The 18685-nt window shown below is 25.9% G+C and carries 15 protein-coding genes; 4 read left to right on the top strand and 11 right to left on the bottom strand.

Features of this window, described 5'->3' with window-relative positions; translation table 11 throughout:
* Window positions 1-144: 144 nt before the first annotated feature.
* The 3 genes from gap to xthA all read right to left on the bottom strand — a co-directional run bounded on the left by gap (window position 145) and on the right by xthA (window position 4146).
* Window positions 145-1152: a type I glyceraldehyde-3-phosphate dehydrogenase gene (gap, locus tag Bfest607_RS02210; RefSeq protein WP_500838123.1), complete on the bottom strand. Its 1008-nt coding sequence runs from the start codon at window positions 1150-1152 to the stop codon at window positions 145-147.
* Window positions 1153-1354: 202 nt separating this feature from the next.
* On the bottom strand, window positions 1355-3223 hold the full coding sequence (gene sppA, locus Bfest607_RS02205) for a signal peptide peptidase SppA (protein WP_500838122.1): 1869 nt from the start codon (window positions 3221-3223) through the stop codon (window positions 1355-1357).
* 119 nt (window positions 3224-3342) lie between these two features.
* Entirely contained in the window at window positions 3343-4146 is an 804-nt protein-coding gene (xthA, locus tag Bfest607_RS02200; protein WP_500838121.1) for an exodeoxyribonuclease III, read from the bottom strand.
* 703 nt (window positions 4147-4849) lie between these two features.
* Between xthA and Bfest607_RS02195 the strand changes: the two genes are divergently transcribed.
* Window positions 4850-5431 (top strand): thymidine kinase, encoded by a 582-nt coding sequence (locus tag Bfest607_RS02195; protein ID WP_500838120.1) that lies wholly within the window; start codon window positions 4850-4852, stop codon window positions 5429-5431.
* Window positions 5432-5621: 190 nt separating this feature from the next.
* On the opposite strand, the gene cls is transcribed toward Bfest607_RS02195, so the two are convergent.
* A complete protein-coding gene (cls, locus tag Bfest607_RS02190; RefSeq protein WP_500838119.1) occupies window positions 5622-7133 on the bottom strand; it encodes a cardiolipin synthase in 1512 nt (503 codons plus the stop codon).
* 370 nt (window positions 7134-7503) lie between these two features.
* Here cls and Bfest607_RS02185 point away from each other — a divergent pair, with 370 nt between their 5' ends.
* The gene (locus tag Bfest607_RS02185) at window positions 7504-8085 is read left to right on the top strand and encodes a TonB family protein (protein ID WP_500838118.1); all 582 of its coding nucleotides are present in this window, start codon (window positions 7504-7506) and stop codon (window positions 8083-8085) included.
* Between the two features lie 266 nt (window positions 8086-8351).
* Here the strand turns inward: Bfest607_RS02185 and trpA are convergent, their stop codons facing one another.
* From trpA to ribA, 7 genes are all read right to left on the bottom strand, one after another.
* A complete protein-coding gene (gene trpA / locus Bfest607_RS02180; RefSeq protein WP_500838117.1) occupies window positions 8352-9170 on the bottom strand; it encodes a tryptophan synthase subunit alpha in 819 nt (272 codons plus the stop codon).
* The gene (trpB, locus tag Bfest607_RS02175) at window positions 9167-10369 is read right to left on the bottom strand and encodes a tryptophan synthase subunit beta (protein WP_500838116.1); all 1203 of its coding nucleotides are present in this window, start codon (window positions 10367-10369) and stop codon (window positions 9167-9169) included. Before trpB ends, trpA begins: the two co-directional genes overlap by 4 nt.
* A 34-nt stretch (window positions 10370-10403) precedes the next feature.
* Window positions 10404-11786 (bottom strand): bifunctional indole-3-glycerol-phosphate synthase TrpC/phosphoribosylanthranilate isomerase TrpF, encoded by a 1383-nt coding sequence (gene trpCF / locus Bfest607_RS02170; RefSeq protein WP_500838115.1) that lies wholly within the window; start codon window positions 11784-11786, stop codon window positions 10404-10406.
* A 26-nt stretch (window positions 11787-11812) separates the two neighbouring features.
* Window positions 11813-12817, bottom strand: coding sequence for an anthranilate phosphoribosyltransferase (gene trpD, locus Bfest607_RS02165; protein ID WP_500838114.1), 1005 nt, complete (start codon window positions 12815-12817; stop codon window positions 11813-11815).
* The gene (locus Bfest607_RS02160) at window positions 12814-13425 is read right to left on the bottom strand and encodes a glutamine amidotransferase-related protein (RefSeq protein ID WP_500838113.1); all 612 of its coding nucleotides are present in this window, start codon (window positions 13423-13425) and stop codon (window positions 12814-12816) included. The genes trpD and Bfest607_RS02160 overlap by 4 nt, the downstream gene beginning before the upstream one ends.
* Window positions 13426-13427: 2 nt before the next feature.
* Window positions 13428-14990, bottom strand: a complete 1563-nt coding sequence (locus Bfest607_RS02155) for an anthranilate synthase component 1 (protein ID WP_500838112.1) — start codon at window positions 14988-14990, stop codon at window positions 13428-13430.
* A gap of 854 nt (window positions 14991-15844) precedes the next feature.
* Window positions 15845-16444, bottom strand: coding sequence for a GTP cyclohydrolase II (gene ribA / locus Bfest607_RS02150; protein ID WP_500838111.1), 600 nt, complete (start codon window positions 16442-16444; stop codon window positions 15845-15847).
* Between the two features lie 690 nt (window positions 16445-17134).
* Between ribA and Bfest607_RS02145 the strand changes: the two genes are divergently transcribed.
* The gene (locus tag Bfest607_RS02145; RefSeq protein WP_500838110.1) at window positions 17135-17926 is read left to right on the top strand and encodes an enoyl-ACP reductase FabI; all 792 of its coding nucleotides are present in this window, start codon (window positions 17135-17137) and stop codon (window positions 17924-17926) included.
* Between the two features lie 112 nt (window positions 17927-18038).
* Window positions 18039-18674, top strand: coding sequence for an MBL fold metallo-hydrolase (locus Bfest607_RS02140; protein WP_500838109.1), 636 nt, complete (start codon window positions 18039-18041; stop codon window positions 18672-18674).
* Window positions 18675-18685: the final 11 nt, after the last annotated feature.

Below are 18685 nucleotides of genomic sequence, written 5' to 3'. Positions count from 1 at the left end.
ATTCTATTGTTAGAATAACAATAGAATAACAATAGAATAACTTCTAACAATAGAATAACAATAGAATAACAAACTAGCCTCATATAAACTTCATATATTCATATGAAGTTTATATCTACATAGACTTCATGCTATGCTTTTTTATCAAGCAGTAGGAATATTTATAATGTAGGAGCTTAAGTCTATTGTTTTGTTAGAGTAACCTGTTTCATTATCATACCAGGATATTAGTTTAACAAATTTATTATTTAATAACATACTAGCTTTGGCATCAAAAACAGAAGTTAATTTTTCTCCATTAAAATCACTAGATACTACATTTTCATCAGTATATCCTACAATGTTTTTAAAGGAGTTTTCAGAAGCAAATTTAATTGTATCACAAATCTTTTGATAAGATGTAGATTTTTCCAAACGTACAGTTAAATCAATTACGGATACGTTTGATGTAGGTACTCTGAATGCCATTCCAGTTAATTTTCCGTCTAATTCTTTTATTATTTTCCCTAAAGCTTGTGCTGCACCCGTAGCAGATGGAATAATATTTTGATAGGCTCCTCTACCACTTCTCCAGTCTTTATCTATTGGAGAATCTACTGTTTTTTGAGTTGCAGTAACAGCATGAATAGTAGTCATAAAACCTTCAATAATACCAAAATTATCGTGCATTATCTTTGCTATAGGAGCTAAACAATTTGTAGTACAGGAGGCATTAGAAATTATTGATTCGCCTTGATATAAATGGTTATTTACTCCCATAACAAACATTGGAATATTATCTTTTGGAGGAGCTGTTAATATTACTTTTTTAGCTCCAGATTTTATGTGTCCTTCAGCATGTTGTTTAGTTAAAAATGCTCCAGTAGATTCAATAACAACGTCAACTTGAAATTTTTTCCAATACAAATTGTTTGGGTTTTTTTCAGAAGTATAATGCACGATATCGTTGTTTATTAATAAATAATCATCATATGATTTAATATTTCCATTAAATTTCCCATGGGTGGAATCATATTTTAACATGTATTCTATATGTTTTATGTTTAATAAATCATTAATAGCTACCACATTGACATCGTCACGTTCTTGAGCAGCTCTGAAAACAACACGCCCTATTCTGCCAAAACCGTTGATTCCAATTCTAGTAATCATATATGTGCTCCTGTTTTTAATTTTTTAAAAATATAACTATTTTGTATATCCAAATGCACCCATCAATTAATATTAATTATTAAATTTAAAAAAGAAAAATGACTCAATTATTTTATTATAGTATTACAGATTATAGATATTTATCAACATTTTAAATGTGTATCTACGATGATTAAGTGCATATTGTAACATTAAAATTGTTCTAATTATAACGTACATAATTACAACAAATAGCATAACAGTGCTTCGGATCATTCCATACAAAATTTAAATTACTACCATTAGTATAATTAATTTTGTTAAATTTTTCAAGATTATTAAATAAAATATAATGATTTAATAAATTTGAAAATATGTAATAAATAATTTTATCTGCTTGTTGCATAATGATATCTATCCAATTTGTTTTATCTTCATACCAATTTAATTGATATTCTGTTAAATTAGCTAATTCTGCCGCTTTATTAATCGCATCATCAAAATCTCCAATTTTATCTATTAGACCATTTTTAATAGCATCGCATCCAAGCCATATGTGTCCTTGGGCTATATGATCAATATCAATGATTGTTTTACAACGGAATTTAGCGACTGTTTTTATGAAGTATTGGTAACTTGAGTCGACATATAATTGCATCATGTTTTTAAATTCGTCAGGTAAAGCTTTAGTAATAGAAAGATTTGCTATAGGAGAAGTATTTACTTCATCATTATGAATTCCAATAGCATTAAGAGATTCTTCAAATGTATTAATAATACCAAATACACCTATAGATCCGGTGAGAGTGCTATTGCTTGCAATAATAAAGTTAGCTGGAGTTGATATCCAATATCCTCCAGATGCTGCTATATTTCCCATAGAAACAATGACAGGTTTTCCAAAATTTCTAGTAGTTATTATTTCTTGTCTAATCAATTCTGATGCTTGTACACTGCCACCAGGACTGTTAATTCGAAGTATTATAGCTTTAACTTTTGGGTTAAATCGTGCATTACGAATTTTTCGGGCTATTGTATCTCCTCCTATTGTATCAGAAGTGTCATTATTTCCATGTATAATAGCACCTTGAATACAAATTATTGCTATTTGATTATTATTATTTGTATTTACGATAGGTGTTTTAAGATGATAATCATACATGTTAACTGAATTAAATGAAGTATTGTATTTATTTGTACCAAATTTTTTTTTCATTATATTCTCTATTTCAGAGTAAGAGGAAATTTCATCTACCCATTTTTTTTGTAATGCATAATACGCTGTATTTCCTTGAAATTCGTGTAATTCATTTAATATTTTATTAATTCCTGGAAAAATTTGTTGTTTCGTCATATTTCGATTGGTAGAAATTGCTTTTAAATATTGATCCCATAGTTGATTAATCCATATACTTTCTTCATGACGTACTTGTGGGGACATATTATTTCTAATAAAAGGTTCTACTGCTGATTTATAAGAACCAACTCTGAAAACATGTGTATTAATTTTTAGATTTTTCAATAATGATTGATAGTATAACCTATAGGTAGAAATTCCTCTTAAATCTACTCCGCCTTGCGGAGTAATATAGATTTTATTTGCATAACTAGCGAGAAGATACTGAATTTGATCATAATGATCAGAGATTGAATAAATTGGTTTTCCAGTATTTTTAAATTCACATAGTACTTTGCCAATATATTCTAATGATGACTGACTTCCTCCAGAAAAATTTTTTAATAATAAAATTAGTCCTGTAATATTTTTATCATTTTTTGCTTGTCTTAAAATATGTATTATATCGAATAATGAATTTTCTTGTATATTAGATTTATTAATATTTAGTAATTGTTTGCTAATTTTTTGAAATTTAGTACATGTACCCGGTTTATCTACAATTATTCCGGTTAAATTTAGTATTAAAGCAGAGGGAGTTGTAGTATGTTTAGTATATTTTATATGAAAATATATGCCTACTCCAATAATTATGAAAATTAATAATAGGACATTTAATATAGTAACTCGTATTGCATTTAATATATTAACGCCAAATTTTAATATTTTATAAATAATTTTCCATACAATTTTCATAGTTACTCCAATTATATAGTATTATTGTACATTAAAGATCGATAAGTATGAATTGATATTATATTACAATAATTATGCGAATTTATATTTACTTTATTTATTAAATAGGATTGCGATTATTAAATATTGAAATCTACCCATATTGGAGCATGATCGGAAGGATGTGACATACTTCGAATTTCATAATTAATATCGCTGTATATATGTAAAGAAGCTAGTGGTGGAGTAACTAGTATTAAATCAATACGTAGTCCTCTATTTTTTTTAAATCCATTAGATCTATAGCTAAACCAAGAATAACGTTTGTTTTGATATGGATGTGTTTCTCGATAAATATCTATCAAACCCCAATCAAGTAAATCATTTATCCATTGTCTTTCTTCTGGAAGAAATGCACATTTACCTAATTTTATCCATCGATCTTTATTTTTTTTCCCAATACCTATATCTAAATCAGTAGGGCTAATGTTCATATCTCCCATGATTAACAATAATGACTTATTGTCATAAATATTTTTTATATAATTTTTAAAATTTTGATAAAATTTTTTCTTGTAAATAAATTTATAAGATCGATTATTTTCTCCTTGTGGAAAATAACTATTTATTATTGTTAATGATCCTATTGATGTCATAACTTTTGCTGTAATTACTCTTTTTTGATATAGATTAGGATTAAATTCAAACCCTTTAGTTATAAGGAGTGGTAGACTTTTTAGAAATAATGCTACTCCATAGTATTGTTTTTGACCATCGTAAAACATATGGTATCCATATTTTTTTAAAGTTTTTATGGGAAATAAATCATCATGAACTTTGATTTCTTGTAATCCAAGAACATCAGGTTGTAATTTATTTATAAGTTCATCAAGTTGATGTATATGAGCTCTTAATCCATTAATATTAAAAGAGACGAATCTCATATGTTTAAATTTATGTTGTAATATTTTATAATATGCATATTTAGTAAATATGAATTATTTATTAATTTATCAAAAGTATACATGAATTATTTAAATTAATTCAATGTTTTTATAAAAATTATTGTTTTAATATTATTAATTATTTTAATTTTTTATAAATTATTATGATGTATAGAAATTTATTTTGAAAATGCTAATAATGTCATATTTTAAAATAATTAATAAATGATAATGGTTTTATTTTTGTTATAGGTTTATTGTGAATTGTTCGATAATAAATTTTTTTATTTTTTGTTTTATTTAAGAAAATATTTTTAAGTGTGAGTTTTTAAAATATATGTATATATATATTATAAACTAAAATTTAATATTTTTTATTAGGATTATCATAATATATTTATAATTAATAAACATTGGAATAGCACAAAATTAAATATATGATATATTTATCTTGCAATGGGTCATATGGATTTTATATACATTTTATATATAAATTTTTATAATATAGAACTCTTTTTCAAAAAAATGAAATGAAAATTATATTCATTTTATAAATTATTATGTGATTGTAATAATATTTTATATTTATGTCGTGCATTATCTCAATAATGTGTAAATTGTTTATATTAATTTTTTAAATATTAATAATTATATTATATTTGATCTAATAATTATTGAAAATTTAATTGGAGTTGTTTTATATATGTCAAAATTGTATTTTTATTACTCTGCAATGAATGCAGGTAAAACTACTGCATTATTGCAATCTTCTTATAATTATCAAGAACGTGGAATGTGTACTTTATTATATACTGTGAAAATAAATTCTAAAAATACTGAGCATCAATATATTAAATCTCGGGTTGGATTAACTGCCCGATCAAATGCTTTTAGTGATAGTACAGATTTTTTTGAGCAGATATCATTGATATTAAAAAAAAAAAATATTCATTGTATTTTAATAGATGAATGTCATTTTCTTAGTCGTAATCAAGTATTTGGTTTAACTAAAGTAGTAGATATTTTAAACATACCAGTGTTATGTTATGGATTACGAACAGATTTTCGTGCTGAATTATTTTCAGGAAGTTTATGGTTGTTAGCATGGGCAGATAAATTAATTGAATTAAAAACTGTTTGTTATTGTGGACGTCAAGCTAATAGAGTTTTAAGAATGGATGATCAAGGTATTATAATGAAAGAAGGAGATCAAATAATGATTGGTACCAATAAAAATTATATTTCAGTATGCCGTAAACATTTTTTTGAAAAATTAAAAATCTGAATTTTATAAAAATTCAATAAAAATTTAATGAATCTTAAGTAAGAGAATAAATTTGTTTTTATTTTTTGTATGCAAATTATTATTGATATTAATGGATAATATTTAATATGGTGAAACCTTGATATTTTAGGGTAAGTATTAATAATGATAAAAATTGTGTTTTGTTTAAATATTTTTTAAGTATTATATGTTATAGTAATGGACTAAAAAGATAAAACAGACGTTCGATGATTCTTTTCCAGTATGGTCGATTAGCCCATATTTTAGGGTCAATTAATTTTGAATGAGCAATATAATCTTGTTGTATTTTTTTTAAATCGTTGCTAAAAGATTTGCTGTCAATTAATAAAGTAATTTCAAAATTTAACCATAAACTACGTATATCTAAGTTTACAGTACCTACTAAACTAATTTGTTGATCAATTAATATACTTTTTACATGTAATAATCCTGATTGAAATTGATGGATAAAAACTCCTGCATCTAGTAATTCACTGAAGAAAGCTCGGCTAGCCCAGTTTACTAATATAGAATCGTTATTTTTTGGAATAATAATATGAACTTCTACTGATCTTTGTGCAGCTGTACAAAGAGCGTATAATAGATCATCACTAGGGATCAGATATGGTGTGGTGATAATTAGTTGTTTTTGTGCTTTATATAATGAAGTAATTAATACTTGATGAATTATTCCTTCTGGAAATCCTGGTCCGGATGGTATAATTTGGATTGTGTGTTTGTTTGTTGATAATAGGTTAGTAGAAATAGGTGTTTGTTTTTTTGTTAAGTGAGTTGAAGTTAGCAGATATGGCATAATATGCTCTCCTGTTTCCATTTCCCAGTCAAATGCGAAAATTATTCCCATAGCTGAGGTTGCAGGTCCATCTATACGGATCATAATATCAATCCATTGTCCCACACCAACATTTTGTTTAAATAAGTTAGGGTCTACCATATTCATACTACCTGTATATGCAATATGATTATCAATTAATATCATTTTACGATGTTGTCTTAGATCCATTCGACGCCAAAATATTCGTAACAAATTAATGTGTAATGCTTCTACAATATTTATTCCAGCTTTTTGTAATATTTTAGGGTATGAGCTTTTAAAAAATTTTATACATCCAGCAGAATCTAAAATTAAACGACATTGAATACCTCTTTGAGCAGCTGTGATTAATTTACTGGAAATGTAATCCACTAATCCACCGGGTTCCCAAATATAAAATACCATATCAATTCTATGTTGAGCTAATTCAATATCTTGAATTAAAGATATTAAAGTATCATCAATTTTTTTGAACAATTGTATTTGATTGCCCTGTAAAGCTCCTATGCCTTGTCGATGTTTGCATAATTTGAACAAAGAGGAAGCAATATCGCTATTTTGACTGTAAAATATATCTTTATAATATTTTTTAAATTTTTTTATATGAAAAATACAGGATGACCACGCTATTTTACTTCTATGTAATCGTTTTTTACCGATATTAGGTTCTCCAAATAGTAAATACATGATAATTCCAATTAAAGGTAAAGTATAAATTATTAATAACCAAGCCATAAACGATGGTACAGCTCGACGTTTTAATAAAACTCTAATAGTTACTAAGATAGTTAATCCCCAATATCCAAGTATTAAAGCATAATTAAAAATGTTATAAATTATCAATGTTATATTTATTGTTAACTCCATATAATAATTAATTTGAATTGCTAATTAATTATATATTAGTAGTACTGTATACGGATTTTTAATTAAATGTATATTTTTATTTGAAATTTAAATGTATATTTAATAAAAATTATATTTTTATACTAGTCAATGTAATATTTATACATGTTTTTAAACATTAAGGAATATATTATGAATTAATTTTTATCAATTCATTGTTTTATTAGATTATGTGACAAGTAAGGTACTTTTATTGAAAATAAATATTCCTGCAATTTTTTTTATTGTATTATCGTGTAGTTTACATGTTTTTTTTATAATTGTGATAATATTTTATCATATATATTTTGATTCAATAGAGTGCGATTACTTTCATAAAAAACGTCACTACATGATAACCACAATATTATCTTCTGCTAATAATATTATGGAAAATAAAACATTACAGACTGATAAAAAGTTACCGGAAACATTTGAATCATTGTCTGTTTTTAAACAACATATAGAATCTACAACGCCATCTTCTTTATCAAATCGAATATTAGAAAATCTTAAAGAGTCAACAAGTAATATGGAAGATGATGTACATATAAATAAAAAAGATGATAACAAAATGTATGATAATTTTTGTTTAAAGAAGTTTGATGCTAATAATCTTAATACTAATAATATTAATAAAGCATCATCTAAATCTTATTTTGATCCTATGATATACATATATCCTGAATATCCTCAGAATGCAAAAATATTAGGAATAGAGGGAAGTGTGATGGTTATGTATGATATAGATGAGAGAGGAAGGGTTAGAAAAATACGTATATTATCTGCTGTTCCCCCTAGAGTGTTTGAAAAAAGCATTAAAATTGCTATGTATCGTTGGGTATATAAAATGAAAAAACCAAAAAAAGATTTAACTATTGTTTTTAAATTTGCTTTAAATTCAGTACAAATAATTAAAGATAAACAAAAGTAGTTATTTGTAATAATAAATATTTTAACATATAATTAAAATTATCAAAATTATCATGTATTATTCAAATTAACTGATGATGTAATAAATTCAAAAATATATATAAATTATTTTATAGAATGATATTAAATATGTATAAATGTAAAGCATATATATTCATTATATTTAAAAATTAAAATGTGAAGAAGTTGTTTTATGTTTAGGACATGAATGATTAGTTGTATGTTGTATAACAATAAATTCATTAATATATTTGGAAAATTAAATTATTATATAATTTTCATAGCAGTTTTTATTAGGTAAGTTAATTGTTGTAGTTGTTCTAATAATAAATTAAGATTAAGGCAATTATTCTCAATAATGTTTGCGATTGCAGAGCCTAAAATCACTCCAGAAGTCCCTAGTAATACTGATTCATAGGCTTGATTAGGAGTATGTATACCAAAACCTTGTAATATTGGTAAGGATTGTTTGTGTTGTTTTATGTTGTTAACTAACATATTTAATGTAGTTGTATTAAATTTAGTATTATTGATACCTGTTATTCCTGGTCTAGATAATAAATAAATATATCCTTTTCCTTTGTTAGTAATGTTTTTTATTAAATTTAAGTTAGCATTAGGAGGGCAAATGAAGATATGTGCTATTTTATAACGTATAGAAGTTTTGTAAAATAAAGAACTTTCTTCTATAGGGAGATCTGGAATTAATATAGAATCAATACCAATTTTTGAACAATTATAGTAAAAATCATTAATTCCATTTTTAATGATTAAATTAGCATAAATTAATAGCCCAATAGGTAATTGGGGATATTTAATTCTGATATCATTTATTAGTTTTAAACAAATTTTAAAATTTATTCCTGATTTAAAAGCTCGATTCATACTTTTTTGTATTGCTGGTCCGTCTGCTAAAGGATCAGAAAATGGTATTCCCAATTCTAAGGCATCAGCTCCAGATGCTATTAATGTATCTATAATATTCATAAAAAAAATAGGATTAGGATCTCCTATAGTAACGAATGGAACAAAAGCTCCAAGTTTTTGCTGATGTAGGTGAGTGAATAATTCTTGATAACGATTCATGAATATATCTCTTTATTATTTATTTTATTATTATGTACTGTCATGATATCTTTGTCTCCACGACCAGATAAATTAACTATTAAAATTTGTTTTTTATGTGGTTGTTTTTTGATTATTTTTAATGCGTATGCTAAAGCATGGGCAGATTCTAAAGCTGGTATTATACCTTCATGTATAGATAATTGTTGAAATGCGTGTATAGCTTCTTGATCAGATATAGAGACGTATTTTACTCTATTGATTTTTTTTAAATAAGCATGTTCTGGACCAACAGAAGGAAAGTCTAATCCTGCAGCAATAGAATAAGAGTTTTTTATTTGTCCTTCTGAGGATTGTAAAATGGGAGATTTCATTCCAAAATAAATTCCTGTATCTCCACATTGTAAAGCTGCTCCATGATATTCTGTATTTAGTCCTAATCCTCCAGCTTCTACTCCTAGTAATTGAACTGATGGAATATTAATAAATTTAGAAAATATCCCAATAGCATTTGATCCACCTCCTATACAAGCAATAATTGAATCTGGTAATTTTTGTTCATAATCTTGTATTTGTTTATATGTTTCCATTCCAATAATTTGTTGAAATTCCTTTACAATAGTAGGAAAAGGGTGAGGACCTGCCACTGTTCCTAACATATAATGAGTATATTGATAAGTATTTGACCATTCTCGAATTGCTTCGTTGCATGCATCTTTTAATGTAGCAGAACCATGATGTACAGGAATAACTTGAGCCCCCAAGAGTTTCATGCGTAATACATTCGATTTTTGTCGGTTTATATCTTTTTTCCCCATGTAAATACGACATTTTAATTTTAAGAGAGCTGAAGCAATAGAAACAGCTACGCCATGTTGACCTGCTCCAGTTTCAGCGATAATGTCAGTTTTTTTCATACGTTTTGCTAATAATGCTTGTCCTAATACTTGATTTGTTTTATGAGATCCTCCATGTAATAAGTCTTCACGTTTTAAATATAATTTACTATGAGTTCCAGATGTTAAATTTCGACATAAAGTTAAAGGAGTGGGTCGTCCAGCATAATTATTTAATAGTTCTTTAAGTTCTTGTTGAAAGATTGGATCACTTTGAGCAGATATAAACTCTTTTTCTAGTTTTATTAATGTTGGTATTAGAATTTGAGGTACATACATGCCTCCAAATTCTCCGAAATAAGAATTTAATTTTTTTTGTGTCATATTGATATTTGATACCTATTTAATATAAATTTATTTAATATGTACTTAATATATGAAATATTTTTGAGATTGCTTGGTGATTTTTAACACCAGGTTTTATTTCTATTCCTGAATTAAAGTCTAAACCTAAGCACCCTATTTTAGATGCGTTTAAACAATTATGTACTGTTAAACCTCCTGCTAAAATTGATTTATTTAGCTGTATTTTTGTTGTTGATATATTTGTCCAATTAAAAGTTTTACCACTTCCTCCTTTTTTGTTATCTAAAAGATAGCGATCTACATACGTCAAAGTAGGTATAAATAATGGTTGATTATTCATATTAATACTTTTCCATATGTGACAAGTAGTTGGTAATTTTGTACGTAATTCTTTAATATAATTTTGATTTTCTGTGCCGTGTAATTGCACAGCATATAAATTTAGTATTTTAACTATATTTATGATATTTTGTATAGTATCGTTGTAAAAAACACCGACATAATATAAATATGGTATCGTGGATACGATGCTTTGAGCAATGTGTATATTTATATAACGCGGGGAATGTTTAACAAAAATAAGTCCTCCATATATAGCACCTGATTTATAAGAAATGTTTGCATCCTCAATTTGAGTAAGTCCACATATTTTATTTTCTCCTAATATTAATTTTTTAATTGCTGTATTTAATTGATCTGAAGATGACATTAAGGTTGTTCCAATTAAAAATCCATGTACATAACGTCTAAGTTTTTTTATATGATGGTGAGTAGTGATACCAGATTCACTAATTTTTATGATTGAGTTAGGGATATGGATGCTTAAATTAATGGTACGATTTAAATCAATAGATAAATCATGTAAATTACGATTGTTTATCCCAATAACTTTGGCATTTAAATTTATGGCTCTTTTTAATTCATTTTTATTCGTTATTTCTGTGAGGACTCCCATTTTTAGTGAGTGCGCAATAGAAGAAAGTTTATAATAAGTATCATCATCTATTATGGATAATATTAATAAAATTGCATTTGCTTTATGTAAACGTGCGTAATAAATTTGCCATTCTGAAATAAAGAAGTCTTTGCATAATATGGGTTGTGTTACCATATTACTTATTTGAGTTAAAGTATTAAAATTTCCTTGAAAAAATTTTTCGTCAGTTACTACAGAAATAATCGAAGCGTATTTTTTATAAATATTGATAATTTGAGTAGGGTCAGGATGATTACAAATAATATTTTTCGATGGAGAAGCAATTTTATATTCTAATATAAAAATTGTTTTATTCTTGTTATGCGATAACGTTTTGTAAAAGTTTCTTGAGCTAATTTGTATTTTGGACTTCAAGATGCTAATAGGTATACAACGCTTTTGATTCAAAATCCATTTTTTTTTATATGATATGATTTGGTTTAGAATTGTATGTGACATTTTTATTATGTGTGTTGTTAATTTGTTTATGTAATCGGCGAAGAAAGAGATAACAATTTTTTATAAGGAATTCCAGTATGAATTTTGTTTAATATATTTGATATATTAGAACGTAAGTCATGATATCCATATAATTTTAATAATAACGCTACATTAGCTGCTATCACAGCAGTATGAGATGGTTTTCCTTTTCCTTTTAATACATTTATTGTACTTATATATGACTCATGTTGTGAATGTGAATATAATTCCTCTAGAGGATATTTATTTAGTCCAAAATCTGATGGAGTTAATATATAATTTGTAATTACTCCGTTATGTAATTCAAATACATTTGTATAATTATGTAATCCTACCTCGTCTATTCCATCACAATGTACTACCATCGCTTGATTATAATTTAGCAATTTTAATACTTGAATTATCGGAAATAATAATTCCCGTTTATATACTCCAATTAAAGTTATTGGAGGTTTAGCTGGATTAATTAATGGTCCTATTATATTAAATAAAGTAGGAATTTTTAATTGTTTCCTTATATGACTTACGTCTTGAAATATTTTATAATACTGAGAAACACATAAGAAACATATTCCAGATTTTTTAAAACTTTTAATTGATTGATTTACATCTATATTTATATGAATGTTACATTGATTTAGTAGATTCATTGATCCGCCAGTTGAGCTAGACGAATTATAATTACCATGTTTAATGATTTTAATTCCACAGGTTGAGGCAACTATTGCACTGGCTGTAGAAATATTAATGGTATTTTTACCATCTCCTCCTGTACCTGAAATATCTGCAAATAATTCGTTAATTTTTGGAAAAGATTTCGAATGAGTTAATAATACTTTTGTTGCTCCTAAAATTTCTTCAATGGTTTCTCCACGTCTTTGCATATTAACAAGAGCTTCTGAAATTTCTGTTGAAGATAATTGTTTGTTTATAATACTATAAAACAATTTTTTACTTTGTGCTTGAGTAAGATTATTGCCTTGACGTAATGTTTCGAGGATATCTTTCATAATATATTCATTCTTTTTGTTTTAGTTAAATTATTAGCCCATATGATAGTTTGGTGTATTAATTGTGTTCCATATGTGGTTAATACAGATTCGGGATGAAATTGAAATCCGCAGATTCGGTCAAAATCATTACGAATAGCCATAGCTATATGATTTTTATAGTAAGCATTAATTTTTAAGTTAATAGGAATATTAATTCCTATTAATGAGTGATATCTAGCTACTAACAGTGGATTAGGAATATTAGTAAACATAGCTAATTCATCATGATATACTAAAGAAGATTTTCCGTGAAAAATTTCTGATGATTGTGATATGTATCCTCCATAGGATTGTATCAACGCTTGATATCCTAAACATATTCCTATGATTGGAATATGTCCTCGTAGTTTTTTTATTAAATTCATCATACAACCAGAATTTTGTGGAGATCCAGGACCAGGGGATAGTACTAAAATAGGGTTATCTATATTATTGATAACATTTATAATTACTGAATCTGATAGTCGATTAGAGTATATTAGTACTTGATGATTTTTACTGCGTAATTGATCTACTAAATTGTATGTAAATGAATCAGTGTTATCTAATAATATTATATTTACCATTATTAAAATATTTCCTTGGAATTATGTGCTATTGAAATTGCTTGTAGTACAGCTTTTGCTTTATTTCGACTTTCATCCGCTTCAGATTGTGGTATGGAATCTATTACAATTCCTGCTCCAGCTTGTATAGTTGCTAAATTATTCACAACATAAGCAGATCGAATAATAATACACGTGTCTAAACTTCCTGTTCCTGTTAAATAACCTATAGCTCCTCCATAAGTATTTCTTCTTTTTTTTTCTACTTCATAAATAATTTGCATTGCCTTAATTTTTGGAGCTCCTGTTAATGTGCCCATGTTCATACATGCTCTATAAGCATGAAGTATGTCTAAATCGTGACTTAATTCTCCTACAACTTTAGATACTAAATGCATAACGTAAGAGTAACGATCTACTTTGAGTAAATCAGATATGTAACGACTGCCCGTTTTACATACTCGAGCTAAATCGTTTCTTGCTAGATCTACTAGCATTAAATGTTCTGATAATTCTTTTTGATTTAATCGCATTTCTAGTTCGACTCGATTATCTGCATCTATGTCTAATGAGCCATCGTCATGATATACGCGAGCTCTAGTTCCAGCTATGGGATAAATTTCAATTTTTCTAGTATTGGAATCGTATTTTAATGAACTTTCCGGTGATGCTCCAAATAAAGTAAATATTTTATCTTGCATGAAAAACATATAAGGACTAGGGTTATTGATTTTTAAAGCATGATACGCTGCTAATGGGGAAGGACATGGAAGAAAAAAACATCTTGATGGAACAGCTTGAAGAATTTCTCCTTGACGTATAAAATTTTGTATTTTATGTATGATTTTTATATATGATGTATCATTTTGATTACAACTTAATTTCATATTTTGTACAGTTGTATAAGGAATGGAACATGGAGTATGGTTTATTTGTTTTTTAAGTTCATTCATTCTACTATATAATCTGTTTTTTTCTAGAGTGTCTGGAGCAAATAGTGTTCCATTTAATTCAGCAATATGTTTTTGATGATCGAAAATCAGTAGTGTTTCAGATAAATAAAAACAATAATCTGGACATTCAGGGTAATTGTGCAGTCTAGGAATTGGTTCAAAACAAGATATCAAATCATAAGAAAATAAACCGCCTAAAAATATAGATTTTGGATCATCTGCAGGTGATTGCATTATTTTCAATAATGTTCGTAATCCATCAAAGATAGAAATTGATTTAAGTTGACTATCTTCATCTAAAGTGTTTTGTATAGTAGGAAATTTTAATTCTATTTTACTGTATGTTTTTATGATTTTGACAGCATTAGGTAAAGCTCGAGCTAGTATAGTTAATAAGTTAGCTCCATTTTGAGTAAAAGCGTGTATTATCACATTAGTGTCATAAGCAGAAATTCTTAGAGCGCTATCGATGATCATCATACTTTCAATATTATGTTGTTTTTTAATTTCTGACGATTCTAATAACAACGTTGAATGCCGATTTCTACATAATTGATGAAAAACTATTGTAGGATTTGAGTGATAAGGAACTTGAATTTTGAAGTTTTCTATTCGTTGTCTTATATATCCCATTATTTATATTTCCTTAAATATTTTAATTAAAACAAGATTATGTTAATTAATAATATTTATCCATTTAATATGTACATGGAATTAAATGTTTGAATTTAAATAGCTAATATAACAATTTATAATATTAAACTAATATTAATACTAGGTTTTTTATAAAAAGTCAAATCTTCAATAATTTAAAAATTAAAAATAAAATTGTTGGCAAATAAATTTAAATTTTTATAAATGTAAATTTATTGGATTTTTGTAAAAATTAATTTAAATGTATAAAGTATTAATTTTTTGAGTGATGTTTAATCATTTAATATGAATACTTCAAGTATATGTAAAATTGATAAAATTTCAGTGTATTATGATTTGTATATCATATTGTAAACATTATTAATTTAATTTTATAGATAGATAGATTATGAAAAATACAGAAAATGTAATTATATATTTTTATATTAGGTTTTATCTTGTTAAAGATTTATTATATATAAAGTGTATTGCTATCGATAGTAGTTATTTTTATTGATAAATTTTAATTGTAATTGTGATTATTATCTTATCAATAATGGGATCATATACTTAATATGTGAAGTAATCAAATTTGATAGTAATTATATTTGATAATAGTAATTGTTGTAGTAATATATATGAATATACTTTTTAGTATTTAAAGAAAGAAGAATGACACATTATTGTTAGTAATGCAGATAGTGATCATGAAGTAATAATTATTTTTGTTAAAGTTATACTTATACTATAGATTTTAATTTATAAAATATTTGTTTTTGTAAAAATAGATATTTAAATTTAATTATTAAATTAGCTTTATATTTTATATAAAATATGCTAATAATTATGCATTGTTATTTATGGTAAATATTAAGTAAGTGTCCTAATTTAGATTTTTTTGTATCTAAGTATTTAGAATTTTTTGAGTTTCTTCCAACTATTAGAGGTATTCTTTCAACAATATTGATATTGGAATTGTTTAATACTGTAATTTTTTGAGGGTTATTAGTTAATAAACGTATCGTATGTATATTTAGTAATTTTAATATATCTGCACATATAGTGAAATCTCTTTCATCTGCTTGAAATCCAAGATATTGATTTGCTTCTACAGTATCTGCTCCATTATCTTGTAGAGAATAGGCTCGAATTTTATTTAATAAGCCAATATTTCGCCCTTCTTGACGATGATAAATAAGAATTCCTCGTCCTTCTGTCGTAATGTAATGCAGGGCAGTATTTAATTGAAAACCACAATCACATCGAGAACTAAATAAAGCATCTCCTGTCAGACATTCAGAGTGCACTCGTGTTAACACTGGTTCTGGACCTGATGTGTTTCCATATATTAAGGCTATATGATTTTGTTTAGTGCAATGATCTTCAAACCCAACAATTAAAAAATTTCCCCATAGCGTTGGTAATTTTGCTTTTCCTACTTGTTTAAGTCGCATTATTGTAATCTCCTATAAATTTTTGTAATTATTTATATTTATTTGTTATTAGGATATTATTAATACAGGCACTGTTTTTAAATATTGAAGATTTAATATGTATATTTATATTAATAGTAGTTTAATTATTATATTTTTACTTAAAACATTTAGTTACGATATAGTTTATTATTACTATTTAGCATTTATTGCGTATTAATTTATTAATTACATTATTTAGTTAATTAAATTCAATTATATATTTACATATAATTTTTATTTATATTTTTAAAAAGTTTTTATAAAAATTTTTTGAATTATTAATATTAAATTTAATGATAGAGTAATGAAGTTTAATACATTATTTATAATAACATGATTTATTTAATTTTCATTTGTTATAGAAGTTTTATTGATTATTTTATTTTTTCATGGTTATAATTATGGTATGTTAATTTAATGTTTGTGAAAAATCACAAAGGTGATGTATTATGTAATGTATTTTAAGAGTTTTTAAAAAGAGAAATATTTTATATTATAGAGGGGTTAACAATTAAAATGATAGAATTTATTTTGAATATATGTGTTAAATAACACATATACATTGTTAATAGATTACAATAAGTATTGAGATAATTCATATCATGAACGTGTTATATGGGTTTATGTTAGTTATATTTATGTAATTAAGAATAATGGGTTACCATAAAAATGGCATTATTAGAGAATAAACGTATATTAGTCACTGGAGTGGCTAATAATAAATCAATAGCTTGTGGTATAGCTAAATCTTTATATAGAGAAGGAGCAGAATTAGCATTTACTTATCATACTGATAGATTAAAATTAAGAGTGCAAGAAATTGCTAAACTTTATTCGTTAAATAATATAATATTGCCTTGTGATGTTTCTTCTGATAGTGCTATTGAGCACTTGTTTATTGAATTAGGAAAAAGATGGACTAAATTTGACGGTTTTGTACATTCTATTGCTTTTGCTCCTACTGAACAATTAAGAGGGAATTATGTTGATAACATTACTCGTGAAGGTTTTGAAATATCACATGTAGTAAGTTCTTATAGTTTTGTTGGAATAGCAAAAGCATGTAGAAAAATGTTGCGAAGAAATTCATCTTTATTAAGTTTAACTTATTTAGGATCTAATAGGGTTGTACCGAATTATAATGTCATGGGGTTAGCTAAAGCATCTTTAGAATCAAATGTTAGATATATGGCAGAAGCAATGGGTCCAGATGGTATTCGAGTTAATGCTATTTCTGCTGGCCCTATAAGAACGTTAGCATCTTCCGGTATTTTAAATTTTAGAAAAATGTTATCTTATTATGAACGATGTTCCCCGATTCGTCGTAATGTTACAGTTGAAGAGGTAGGGAACGTTGCTGCTTTTTTATGTTCTAATTTCTCTTCTGGTATTACTGGAGAAATAGTATATGTTGATGGAGGATTTAATATTGTTTCTAATACAGATGATATAGCATTATAGTATGTATTGTTGTATATATAAAAAATTATTTTTTAGTTTTTGTTATTAATATAAAGTTTATTGAATTGTTTAATGGCTTTTTATTTATTTTTGCTACTTTAAAAGGGTTAAGATGAAATATCATATTATACCAGTTACTTCTTTTAATCAAAATTGTTCAGTAGTTTGGTGTGAAAAATCTAATGAAGCAATTGTAGTGGATCCTGGTGGAGAAAAAGAAAAATTATTGAAGGAAATAGATTATTTAAATGTCAACATTAGTAAAATTGTATTAACTCATGGTCATATTGATCATGTCGGTGGGGCTATAGATTTGAAAAAACATTATAATGTTCCAATTTTTGGACCACATAAAGATGATGAGTTTTTAATGAATGATTTAGGATTACAATGTCAAATTTTAAAAATTGATAAAGCTTATAACTTTTCAGTTAATCCTGATTTTTGGTTAAAAGATGGAGATAAAATACAAGTAGGTTATGAAGTTTTTAAAGTTTTACATTGTCCAGGTCACTCTCCAGGTCATGTTGTCTTTTGGAATGAATTGTGTAAGTTTATAATCATGGGAGATGTGTTATTTAAAAAGAATGTTGGGAGATCAGATTTACCAGGAGGTAGTTATCTTACTTTGATCGAATCAATTAAAAATAAATTGCTTGTTTTAGAGGATGATGTTACTTTTCTACCAGGTCATGGTCCTATTTCTACTATTGGATATGAACGTAAAAATAATGTTTTTTTAACGTAAAAAAAGATAGA

Source organism: Candidatus Blochmannia festinatus (nom. nud.) (genome assembly GCF_059936355.1).
The sequence above is the reverse complement of the archived record's forward strand: the minus strand, read 5'-3'. Positions and strand labels throughout refer to the sequence as shown.

Bases quoted from the DNA above. Each gene is read 5' to 3' on its own strand.
- Bfest607_RS02185 (WP_500838118.1), top strand. From the start codon at position 7,504: ATGATAACCACAATATTATCTTCTGCTAATAATATTATGGAAAATAAA.
- trpCF (WP_500838115.1), bottom strand. From the start codon at position 11,786: ATGTCACATACAATTCTAAACCAAATCATATCATATAAAAAAAAATGG.
- ribA (WP_500838111.1), bottom strand. From the start codon at position 16,444: ATGCGACTTAAACAAGTAGGAAAAGCAAAATTACCAACGCTATGGGGA.
- Bfest607_RS02140 (WP_500838109.1), top strand. From the start codon at position 18,039: ATGAAATATCATATTATACCAGTTACTTCTTTTAATCAAAATTGTTCA.
- Bfest607_RS02155 (WP_500838112.1), bottom strand. From the start codon at position 14,990: ATGGGATATATAAGACAACGAATAGAAAACTTCAAAATTCAAGTTCCT.
- Bfest607_RS02145 (WP_500838110.1), top strand. From the start codon at position 17,135: ATGGCATTATTAGAGAATAAACGTATATTAGTCACTGGAGTGGCTAAT.
- Bfest607_RS02160 (WP_500838113.1), bottom strand. From the start codon at position 13,425: ATGGTAAATATAATATTATTAGATAACACTGATTCATTTACATACAAT.
- gap (WP_500838123.1), bottom strand. From the start codon at position 1,152: ATGATTACTAGAATTGGAATCAACGGTTTTGGCAGAATAGGGCGTGTT.
- Bfest607_RS02195 (WP_500838120.1), top strand. From the start codon at position 4,850: ATGTCAAAATTGTATTTTTATTACTCTGCAATGAATGCAGGTAAAACT.
- trpD (WP_500838114.1), bottom strand. From the start codon at position 12,817: ATGAAAGATATCCTCGAAACATTACGTCAAGGCAATAATCTTACTCAA.
- trpA (WP_500838117.1), bottom strand. From the start codon at position 9,170: ATGAATCGTTATCAAGAATTATTCACTCACCTACATCAGCAAAAACTT.
- xthA (WP_500838121.1), bottom strand. From the start codon at position 4,146: ATGAGATTCGTCTCTTTTAATATTAATGGATTAAGAGCTCATATACAT.
- sppA (WP_500838122.1), bottom strand. From the start codon at position 3,223: ATGAAAATTGTATGGAAAATTATTTATAAAATATTAAAATTTGGCGTT.
- cls (WP_500838119.1), bottom strand. From the start codon at position 7,133: ATGGAGTTAACAATAAATATAACATTGATAATTTATAACATTTTTAAT.
- trpB (WP_500838116.1), bottom strand. From the start codon at position 10,369: ATGACACAAAAAAAATTAAATTCTTATTTCGGAGAATTTGGAGGCATG.